Source organism: Hydrocoleum sp. CS-953, assembly GCF_002260545.1.
Classification (GTDB): domain Bacteria; phylum Cyanobacteriota; class Cyanobacteriia; order Cyanobacteriales; family Microcoleaceae; genus Trichodesmium.
Genome location: NZ_LGSU01001366.1, coordinates 1 through 11195 on the forward strand (window position 1 = coordinate 1; position 11195 = coordinate 11195).

The window sequence follows — 11195 nt, forward strand, 5'->3', positions numbered from 1 at the left end:
CGCTATTCCTTATCCCAGATTTTCTAGAAAAAAACACCGCATTTTTGTCATTCTTCAAATAAGTATAGTATTTTTTTACCGAATAATTAAGGTATAAAGCCTCTAAATTGATAGATAAATAAAGAAAAAAAATCATTTTAGCCAATTCTCTTATTATGAAGAAGAGGTAATTAGGGCTTGCTGATTAAATATAAAAGCATTGACAGATAAATATTTTAGCTTTTTTAGGTTTGGAAAAAGTACAAGATTTTCGTTCTAAGGGGCTCAAAAAGTTAGAATTTTGGGTTGACGCTCTTGCTGAAAAATCAAGGGATAATTCTTCCGACTGCCTCCTCTAAATTCCCCACTCCTCCTGACTCCTGTACGGGCGTTTTGCTATCGCACAACTCCGTTAACGCGGAGCGACATATAAAGCGGAGCTTTGCATTAGCACATGGCCGTTTCGCTGCGCGACATGAAACGCCCCTACGACTCCTGACTTCTACCCTCACCCATAAGACTTTTTCAGCCAACCCTAATTATTAATTATTAATTATTAATTATTAATTATTAATTATTAATTATTGAACACACTTCCCACACCCCCAGACTCCCTACTCCCTACTGCCTACTCCCTACTCCCTACTGCCTACTCCCTACTCCCTAATTTGACCTAATTTGAAGAGACTCTTTCTAATGGAATTTCAAATATAAAAGTAGTTCCTTTACCAACTTCACTGGAAAAATCTATTTTTCCACCATGCAAATCTACACACTGTTTAACAATAGATAATCCTAATCCTGTTCCTGGTATTTGGCCTACATTACTTGCTCTGTAGAAAGATTCAAACAATTTTTCTTGGTTCTCAACTGGAATACCCATTCCCTCATCTTTAATTCTAAAAATGCCTGTTTTATCATTCAAATTTAACTCAAAATCTATCTTACCTCCTGTCGGTGAATACTTAACAGCATTGGATAATAAATTATTTAAGATATGGCGAATTAGTTTTTCATCCATCAAGAAAAATTGCACCTCATTCTTATCAGATTTAGACTTAGATTTTGTGGATTTTTTTTTGTTAACTGTGAAGTTAATAGTATGTTTATTACTAGCAGTAACTTGAATTGAGTTGACAATAAAATTACAGACTTTAATCAAATCAATAGGCCCTGGTTTATATTTCAGTTTTCCTGCATCTGCTTTACCAATAAATCTGACATCCTCTAGCAGTTCAAGCATTTCTTGTGTAGATTCTTCAATGTAAACTAAATATTGATTTTTTTCGGCTTCAGTAATTTGATATTCATAAGATCGAAGCAATTGACTAGATAATAAAACTGTATTTAAAGGATTACCAAATTCGTGAGTAACCATTGAGAAAAAACGACCCCTTACTTCTCTCAAATCTCGTTCTTGTTCCAAAGCTTGACGTATTTCTTCTTCCTCTTTTTTCTTCTCTGTAATATTTCTACCTATATAAACAAAATTTTCTACTCCTTCCACATCCGTCTGAATTACTGAACAAGAAAATTCAATAATAATTTTTTCTCCACTTTTGTTCTGACAAATTAATTCTACGTCTTGAGATATTTTCCCTTGTAATAACAGATGTTTTTGTCGCGCTTTATGTAGTAATTTTTCTTGCGGAATAATCATGGAAATTTTTTGCCCAACCAACTCTTCTTGTTGATAGTCAAATAAAATTTCTGCTGCATGATTAATAGTTTTAATTACTCCAGAACTTGTTGTCACTAATAAAACATCTGCCATATAGGTAATAATTTTATTAATATAATCCTGAGAAGCAGTCAAAGCACTTAATAAAAGATGAGATTCATTGGCGCTTTGAATTAACTGCTGCTGCATTAGCATTTTTTCTGTGACATTTTCAACTAATANATCCTGAGAAGCAGTCAAAGCACTTAATAAAAGATGAGATTCATTGGCGCTTTGAATTAACTGCTGCTGCATTAGCATTTTTTCTGTGACATTTTCAACTAATACTACTAAGTTTTTTTCTGATAAATCTGAATTAAAATCTGCAATTATAGATAGATTTATATATAGAGGAGATTGATTTTCTGAAGACCTAGCAACTCCTTCATATTCAAAAATTTCTCTCTTGCCATTAATTACTTCCTCTAGTATTTTTTCAGATCCTATTAATTCTGGAAAACTACTCTGAATATCTTCACCGGGAATTGCTAATTCTGGAAATTCAGCAAATTTTTTTAACCCATTTGATACCTCTAAAATTTTTAACTGTGAATTAATCATCAAATACTCTGTCTGACGAGATAAGAATAGTTTTTTTAATAGGTTAATCATGGGTAGTTCAAACTAAAAAAATTTATTTATTGAGGAATAAGTACCTGGACAGAATTAATTTAATATTTTAGTGCTGCTAGGTAAGAGTTTAATAATGGATAATTGATAATTACCTCTCCCTAAAAACGGATAGGATTGAATAAAAGAAAAATTTTTTCTCTCTTGGTCGATTGGATATGGCGTTAACGGAGTGGCTCTGTTAAGAGCAGGAGACCCGCTCTTGCAGAGCCGCTTCGCTAACGCCATCCCATCCTAACGGGATGCTCCGCAAACGACCGCTTGTTTCTCCTTTAAAGGATAGGCTTTAAACCTTAATTATTCGGTAAAGAGAATATAGCCGATTAGTAAATACATGGCAAATATATAAATAATTTTGTCTACCTACTTAATTCAAAACTATGACTTCTAAATTTTGCATATAATTCTGTAGTAATACCAATTTGATAAATGTTTAGTACAAATAGGTAGGGAATTTTTTAGTAGTCAGGAGTCAGGAGTCATAATCAATTACTTCCATACAATTTTTAGGTAATAATATCATGTCCGGTAGCATCGGTATTGTCAGGTAAGGGTAAGGAAGAAGTAAGAAGCAAGAAGCAAGAAGAAAAAACGCCTTAATTACCTAGAATATAAGGTTTAAGATCCAGAAAAAACTATAGTTATTTACTCTGGGGTTTACACGCTCCAATACCAGAGGATTTGCTACATATCCTGAAAAAAAAGTGTTATACCAATTATCAAAAGTCTTGCTCTACTTAGAAGTTGGAAAAAATAACTTTTATTCATAAAAAAAGTTACTAAATAACAAGTATTTACTCAAACAAATAATATTCATAAGTATGGCTCTTCTACGGTAGCTATGATAAATTACTACACTTAGGAACTCCATAACTATTGCTATAGAAGGATTATGGAAATACAAAAAAGCTATTTTAATAAAAATTCCTTTTTATTTTGTTGAATCATCTGCTATTTAAAAGTTTAGAGCTATTTTAAACTACTAAGAAGCTATAACAAGTCTAGGAGAGCCATAAATATAAAATCCAAGTATAGCAAAGTTTCTGGCAACTGGTATTAGGTATTACAATCTACGAATAAATACTTAATTATAAAGTAATTTTAAAATCAAGTATCAAGTATCAAGTTTTAATTTTGCTAAATCATATAATAACCCCACCAAATCCTAATATTTTTAGTCTTTATTCATAAGACTTGTATCTTGATTCATAAAATTTGTAGTCTTTATGCGGCACTAAATCTACAACTAATTAATTAGGGCTTGTTGATTAAATCTAAAAGTATTTACAGATAAAGGTTTTAGCCTTTTTAGGTTGCTAAAAAGTACGCCTGTTTCAGCTCTTAATGCACGGTTACCGAAAAATCAAAAAGGAGCATATTTTCAGCAAGAGTTGGGAAAAAAATTACTCCCTACTCCCCTACTCCCCTACTCCTTAAAAAGACTTTTTCAGCAAACCCTAATTATGTCTCCTACCTCCTAACTACTTATTCGTCCTTCAAGCTGTTTTTACCATTATTCTATAAGATAACTTATCAAAAATATCATCTACGTTTTCACCAGTTTTAGCAGATGTATTATATGTCGCGATAACTCTTTCATCTTCCTGATTATTGAATTTTAGTAATAGTTGATTAATTATTTCTGCATCAACTAAGTCAGATTTATTCAAAGCTAATATTGCTAAACTTTGAGGATTTATTGAGAAAAATAATTCTAATCTTTCAGCCAGATTATCTATAGTTTCTTGACGAGTAACATCTGCTACAACTATTGCTCCACTCGCCCCTTGTAAATAACTAGGAGCGATCGCCTTAAATTTAGTATGACCTTCTAAATCCCAAATTAATAGCTTCAAGGAAGTATTTTTTTCTATTTGTGTTGTGGCTAAACTTACTACTTTACTAGAAATTTTTACCCCCACTGTAGAAAGATATTGGTCACTAAACTGTCGATCCACAAATCGACGAATTAGGCTAGTTTTTCCCACACCAAAATCACCAACAAGACAAATTTTTTTCGATATCATAGNCCACTCGCCCCTTGTAAATAACTAGGAGCGATCGCCTTAAATTTAGTATGACCTTCTAAATCCCAAATTAATAGCTTCAAGGAAGTATTTTTTTCTATTTGTGTTGTGGCTAAACTTACTACTTTACTAGAAATTTTTACCCCCACTGTAGAAAGATATTGGTCACTAAACTGTCGATCCACAAATCGACGAATTAGGCTAGTTTTTCCCACACCAAAATCACCAACAAGACAAATTTTTTTCGATATCATAATTATGGTCAATTATAGTCGGTCTTCTTCTGCAGTTCATTCAAACAAATCAAATGTTACACACCTGCTCAATAATAGTGGCTGGTTATACTCTACATCTTGAGGAGAGTTTGTTTGTCCAGCTACTTCTAATCGTCTGGCGTCCACTCCCTGTTTAACCAAAGCATCCCTGACTATATTAGCTCTTTGCATGGCCAATTTTCGGTTAATATCTGGATTGCCAGTACGATCTGTATGACCTATTATCCTAAGATGTTTTTGAGGGTATTGACTGAGAAATTTTTTAATTTCGGCTATTGTCTGTGTATAAGTAGGCTCAAGTTTAGCTGAACCTGGCTCGAAATAGATGCGACTTTTCAATTTTAGTGGACTTAGTTTAATTGTGGTAATGACAGATTTTACTCCAGGGACTTGCTCAATTTTTCTAATTATTTTCTGAGCATCTGCCATATCCATCACTGTTCCTTTTACTGTTACTTTATCTTCCATATAGTTACTGGTGATGGACACACCTTCCATTTGATTTAATGCTTTTGTGATTCGCTCTACTTCACCACTTACTTTCGAGGGGTCAAGTGGTACTTCTATAGCTACTATTTGATTATCTNAAGTAGGCTCAAGTTTAGCTGAACCTGGCTCGAAATAGATGCGACTTTTCAATTTTAGTGGACTTAGTTTAATTGTGGTAATTACAGATTTTACTCCAGGGACTTGCTCAATTTTTCTAATTATTTTCTGAGCATCTGCCATATCCATCACTGTTCCTTTTACTGTTACTTTATCTTCCATATAGTTACTGGTGATGGACACACCTTCCATTTGATTTAATGCTTTTGTGATTCGCTCTACTTCACCACTTACTTTCGAGGGGTCAAGTGGTACTTCTATAGCTACTATTTGATTATCTACTTCTAAACCATAAAGACTAGCCTGTTTTTCAGCTATTTCTACTGCTTGATTTCGTAAATTTTGATTTGGTAGTTGCCCAGTTAAAGTTAAATAACCTCTTTTTATTTCTGCATTTAAACTATAAAAGGCTAACTTTGGAACATCATCCCAAGCTTGATAAATTTTTACTTCAACACTTCGATAAAGTCTACTATAATACTGATAGATTCCCCAGGGAATTAAAATTAAACTTACAATTAATCCACAAATTATTAATATGGCAGTAGGTGCTTTAGAAACAGAGAGTTTCTGATTTTCTTGTACATCTATATCTATTAATGCTTTTAGTAATAATTTAATTGAGCTAGGAATTGTATCTGGGTCTCCAGCAAAATTCTTAATATCTTTACCGTAATCTATCACAATGTTACTGAGTGTTTGTCGTAATTCTTTCACAAACGACTTGTTAGCTTCTCCTTTGATTACTACTGCTAAATAACAATGTCCGGCAACTTCTAAAATAATTTTTGAATCTCCATATTCAATCTGATTCAATTCTGAAATATCTCCAGACTGAACAATACAATCATTCACAAAANTCTTTCACAAACGACTTGTTAGCTTCTCCTTTGATTACTACTGCTAAATAACAATGTCCGGCAACTTCTAAAATAATTTTTGAATCTCCATATTCAATCTGATTCAATTCTGAAATATCTCCAGACTGAACAATACAATCATTCACAAAACTCCGGATAGCAGTTAACATTCCCGCCACCATTTCTGATTCTAATTTCTCTCGCCCAGACTGTTGAGCTTCAGCAATTACTAAACCTGATTCTTTATGAATTAAAAATACTGCTTGTACAGTAAAAACCATTATTTCTGAGAGAATAAGTTCTGCCTCAGAAACTCCTTGAAAAATTGCCTGAATTTTCCGTATTATTCCCTTGAAACTAAATGTATCTGAAATTTTGTCATTAATTTCCCGAATTGCTTCTGTCATATATTTAGAAATTGTACTGCCAATTACAGGATATAAAGCATCAACTATAGAACTTTGCTCTAAGAAAATTTGCTCTTTAATTGCTGTGCCCATTTCTGGTGCTAATGCTTGGGAAATTTGTCGCTTATCTATCTTAATTTGTTCTCTAATTGCAGCTCCCATTTCTGGTGCTAATGCCTTGGCAATTTCTTGAGGATAATTCTGTATTACATAGGAAATTACTACTGGAAATAAAGGTGCTAAAACTTCAATAATTGACTGTTGGTCTTGTTCTGTTTTCTTACTTATAATAATATCAATAATTGGTGCTAATGCCTCAGCCATTAGCTGGGGGTCTTGATTTATTTGTATTGCTATTGCCGGAGATAAGATCGGAGCTAGTGCAGAACTTATTGCTTCTCGATCTTGTCGAAATATTTTTTGTATAACTTGGTCAATTATTGGGGTAATTGTTTCTATAACATCTCCTTCTGTTTGACCTAAATGAGTGAATAAATTTTCTAATAGTAAAGGATTGAATAGATTATTTAATTCATTTTGATGATCATCGAAACTTTTGTTGCCTAAGTTAGTATTTAGCCTCCGAATTAATGTAGCTACTTTTGAACCAAGTAATAGATTCTGCAAAGCTTCAAATGCTTCTGTTTCTGCATTATACTGTTGATAATTATTGGAAAATTCTGATTTTTTTTCTAGTTTATTGTCAGGTAAAAGTAATGATTCTTGCCTAGCTAATATTCTTGTTTGATTATTGACTTGATTATTAGTATATATATTTTCTACATCTATAATATTATCCTGATTTTGACCAGACTCTTTTTGAAGAGAATGATTGATAGAGTCATCCTGATTTTCAATTAGACTAGCTTCCTTTTCCAGAAAACTTATCTGCTCCTGAGACTCAATAGATTTATCTGTCAAATCTTCAGGAACATCAATTAAGTTTAGGTCTGCTAATAAATCGAATAAACGTTTTAGCTGTTCAACTGCTTCTACATTCAGTTCAACAGATTGATTATTGTTTATATATTTCTGATTTTTAGCAGATTCTCTGTCCAAGTAAGCCATTTATTTCTACTTTATTAAATAGTTATCCAATACTCAAATCTCTGTTCCTATATTTTTATCTACTGCTTCTTTAAGTTCAGTCATTAACTCAGTTTTTTTCATTCTCATGCCAACTTCAAACATAATTTCTGCTAAATCATCCCGTGAAACTTTGCCATCTTGAAGTAAAGAAAACTGCTTCTCAAGTTGCTCAAATATTTGAGTTTTCAGATTANTTATTAAATAGTTATCCAATACTCAAATCTCTGTTCCTATATTTTTATCTACTGCTTCTTTAAGTTCAGTCATTAACTCAGTTTTTTTCATTCTCATGCCAACTTCAAACATAATTTCTGCTAAATCATCCCGTGAAACTTTGCCATCTTGAAGTAAAGAAAACTGCTTCTCAAGTTGCTCAAATATTTGAGTTTTCAGATTACTAACATCATTCTCTAGTTTCTCTCTTGTTTTTGATAATTTATCTTGGAGAGAAATTGTTTGATTATCAATAATTTTATCTAAAGCTTCTTTAGTAGTAGTAATTTTTCGATTTACCCGTTCAATTTGTTCCTTAGTTTCACCAATATCTTCTTGATTATTTTGCAGACTTAAATTTATACTTCTAATTTTTTGATCCATAGAATCAACCGTAGCTTGTAGCTCTGTAGAAAAAGCATTTTTGACTTGTTCTATTTGATTTTGAATTTCTTGTTTAACTAGAGATACTTCTGATTCTAACTTATCAAAACGATTTTCGTATTCTCTCAGCTTAGAGCCAAAAATTATATCGCGAATTTTATCAATATTTCCTAGTCTCTCACGCATTTCTTCTTTAGTTAAGTCGGCCATCTTTTCTCCTAGTAAATTGCCAAAATTCAGTATAAGCCAAAAAGCTTACATTTTTATTTTACTTGATTTTGCTTAGACTTGAATATACAACGCTTTTCAGATTGAGAAACTATATCGTCACAACCAAAATCTTGTAGGGACGTTCCATGGAATGTTCCTACTTTAGTCTACTGAAATGAAAATCAGTGATAATAAGAAACTGTTTGTTAAAAGAATATTAAAGCCTGCCGTAATAGAATTGCGACGATAGAAAGCAATCTCGCGCTAAGATTGCTCCTTCCACTCAGTTTCATTTGCAATGACTGACAATTACTAATAATCCTGATTTGATATAATAGCAAGTTAAAATCCTTTCATTAATGGATAATGGATAATTGATAATGGATAATTGATAATTACCTTTCCCTAAAANTAAGATTGCTCCTTCCACTCAGTTTCATTTGCAATGACTGACAATTACTAATAATCCTGATTTGATATAATAGCAAGTTAAAATCCTTTCATTAATGGATAATGGATAATTGATAATGGATAATTGATAATTACCTTTCCCTAAAAGGGATAGGATTGACAAATAAGGAAAATATTTATTTCTCTTGGTCGATTAGATATGGCGTTTCGCTGCGCGACATATATAGCGTTAGTTAGCGCAGTTCCTCTGGAAGAGGCAGCTCCTCTGCAAGAGGCAGCGGCTCTGCAAGAGCGGGAAACCGTTCCCTCCGGGACGCTTTCCTACGGAATGCTCCGCAAACGCGCACTTCGGAGCTTTGCGTTNCGCCATCTCATCCTGACGGACTGCTCCGCAAACGACCGCTTTTTCCCCTTGAAAGGGGAGGCTTCAAGGCGTGAATTATCTAATTATTTAATTATTTAATTGTTTAATTATTAATTATTTCGGTAATTCTAGGATGGGTTTTGCTAATTGTGTTATAATTACTAACTTTAGGTTGCAAAATGACTGGAAGGCAATCATCAGCCTTTTGACGGAACGCGCAAAAAACACATTTTTATCAGCAGATTTATCAGATCATGTCTGAAGAAAAGCTCTTAATTACCAACAATATGCCTCTAGATAAACTACAACAACTAGCAACTAAGTCTGTTGATTTACTAGAGACAATTCTTGATAACTCAAGCATCCCATTACCAGAAAGAGCAGAAATAGCTTTGCGAATATTAGATATAGCTCAATCTGCTGAAGGAAATATTCAAAATCCAATAACTTCAGCTAATAGTAATATTGTTGCACCTCCTACCTCCAAAATACCAAAGTTTATCCCTAACTATTCTCAGTCAACCTCAAATCAAAATCAATCCAAAATTTTACCTGTCAACTACCTACAAATCGATAATTTCTTGGAACCTCAACAACTAGAAACAGCACTCACAGTTGCCATCCAAAATAAAAATAATNAAATATTCAAAATCCAATAACTTCAGCTAATAGTAATATTGTTGCACCTCCTACCTCCAAAATACCAAAGTTTATCCCTAACTATTCTCAGTCAACCTCAAATCAAAATCAATCCAAAATTTTACCTGTCAACTACCTACAAATCGATAATTTCTTGGAACCTCAACAACTAGAAACAGCACTCACAGTTGCCATCCAAAATAAAAATAATTTTACCGACTCTTCAGTTCACAACAAAAGCAGCAATAAAGTAAAGAAATTTCGACAATCTTCAGTTCTTCACCATAAATTTTATCCCGAAATTGCTACATCTGTACAAAACAAAGTCTTAAATATTCTCCCTTCAGTTTTGGAAAAACTAAACCATGCAAATTTCTCCACATCTAATATTGTTATTCAACTAACAGCACACAATGATGGTTGTTTCTACACAATTCATAGTGATGCCAATACAGAAATGACTGCTACTAGAGAAATGACTTATGTTTACTACTTCTATCAAGAACCAAAATCATTCTCTGGAGGAGAATTAGTAATTTATGAAACTAAGGTAGAGGGAAATAATCTTTCCAAACANATGCAAATTTCTCCACATCTAATATTGTTATTCAACTAACAGCACACAATGATGGTTGTTTCTACACAATTCATAGTGATGCCAATACAGAAATGACTGCTACTAGAGAAATGACTTATGTTTACTACTTCTATCAAGAACCAAAATCATTCTCTGGAGGAGAATTAGTAATTTATGAAACTAAGGTAGAGGGAAATAATCTTTCCAAACACAATGATTTTAAAGTAATTGAACCTCGTAATAATAGTATTATCTTTTTCCCTAGTCGTTACTTACATGAAGTCTTACCCGTTAGTTGTCCGACTAAAGCGTTTGAAAATAGTCGCTTTACATTTAATGGTTGGATTCGCCGTGAAGATGGTTCAATAATTGATAATTGATAATTGATAATTGATAATTACCTCTCCCTAAAAGGAAGAGGATTGAATAAAAGGAAATTTTTTTTGTTTNTAATTGATAATTGATAATTGATAATTGATAATTACCTCTCCCTAAAAGGAAGAGGATTGAATAAAAGGAAATTTTTTTTGTTTCTCCACAGTCAGTGAGAGGCTTTATACCTTTATTTTTCGGTAATGGGGCAACGGACTTTTCTCCTATACCTTCCATACCTGAACTCTAAAGTAACAGAAACCGAATTACAAATCAGGCAAATGAAAAAGTTTTTGTTTGTAGTTTTGCTCTAGCCCGAACTTATAGATATTGCTCAAGCCTAACTACGAACTTTAATTATAACTACTCAAGCGGACATAATATCAGTCCAGTTAAATGTTAAAAAAATTGTAGGGGCGGGTTTCTCGATTA

At 32.8% G+C, this 11195-nt stretch carries 6 protein-coding genes and 3 pseudogenes; 3 read left to right on the top strand and 6 right to left on the bottom strand.

Translation table 11 applies throughout. The features are described 5' to 3' along the window. Positions 1-652: 652 nt before the first annotated feature. From AFK68_RS46550 to AFK68_RS26340, 6 genes and pseudogenes are all read right to left on the bottom strand, one after another. Positions 653-1855: an ATP-binding protein gene (locus AFK68_RS46550; protein ID WP_371357567.1), complete on the bottom strand. Its 1203-nt coding sequence runs from the start codon at positions 1853-1855 to the stop codon at positions 653-655. Positions 1856-3825: 1970 nt separating this feature from the next. Further along, a complete protein-coding gene (locus AFK68_RS26315) occupies positions 3826-4356 on the bottom strand; it encodes a Rab family GTPase (RefSeq protein ID WP_094676448.1) in 531 nt (176 codons plus the stop codon). Positions 4357-4359: 3 nt separating this feature from the next. Further along, positions 4360-4616 (bottom strand): annotated as a pseudogene (locus AFK68_RS26320) (Rab family GTPase); the annotation flags it as partial. A gap of 30 nt (positions 4617-4646) precedes the next feature. Continuing rightward, entirely contained in the window at positions 4647-5207 is a 561-nt protein-coding gene (locus AFK68_RS39890; RefSeq protein WP_371357568.1) for an OmpA family protein, read from the bottom strand. An 11-nt stretch (positions 5208-5218) separates the two neighbouring features. Further along, positions 5219-6092, bottom strand: a pseudogene (locus AFK68_RS46555) (BON domain-containing protein); the annotation flags it as partial. A 1717-nt stretch (positions 6093-7809) separates the two neighbouring features. Continuing rightward, complete coding sequence (locus AFK68_RS26340) at positions 7810-8400, bottom strand: hypothetical protein (protein ID WP_094676454.1); 591 nt, start codon at positions 8398-8400, stop codon at positions 7810-7812. A gap of 1029 nt (positions 8401-9429) precedes the next feature. Between AFK68_RS26340 and AFK68_RS26345 the strand changes: the two are divergent. From AFK68_RS26345 to AFK68_RS26355, 3 genes and pseudogenes are all read left to right on the top strand, one after another. After that, a pseudogene (locus tag AFK68_RS26345) lies at positions 9430-9813 on the top strand (hypothetical protein); the annotation flags it as partial. Positions 9814-10163: 350 nt separating this feature from the next. After that, the coding region (locus AFK68_RS46560) for a 2OG-Fe(II) oxygenase (protein ID WP_371357569.1) at positions 10164-10390 on the top strand (227 nt) is incomplete at its 3' end. A gap of 93 nt (positions 10391-10483) precedes the next feature. Then, positions 10484-10771 carry a 2OG-Fe(II) oxygenase gene (locus AFK68_RS26355; protein WP_246844474.1) on the top strand — a complete coding sequence of 96 codons (288 nt, stop codon included), beginning with the start codon at positions 10484-10486 and terminating at the stop codon, positions 10769-10771. Positions 10772-11195 lie beyond the last annotated feature (424 nt).

Coding starts and splice junctions, on each gene's coding strand:
- AFK68_RS46550 (WP_371357567.1), bottom strand. CDS start 1,855: ATGCTAATGCAGCAGCAGTTAATTCAAAGCGCCAATGAATCTCATCTT.
- AFK68_RS26315 (WP_094676448.1), bottom strand. CDS start 4,356: ATGATATCGAAAAAAATTTGTCTTGTTGGTGATTTTGGTGTGGGAAAA.
- AFK68_RS26340 (WP_094676454.1), bottom strand. CDS start 8,400: ATGGCCGACTTAACTAAAGAAGAAATGCGTGAGAGACTAGGAAATATT.
- AFK68_RS26355 (WP_246844474.1), top strand. CDS start 10,484: ATGACTGCTACTAGAGAAATGACTTATGTTTACTACTTCTATCAAGAA.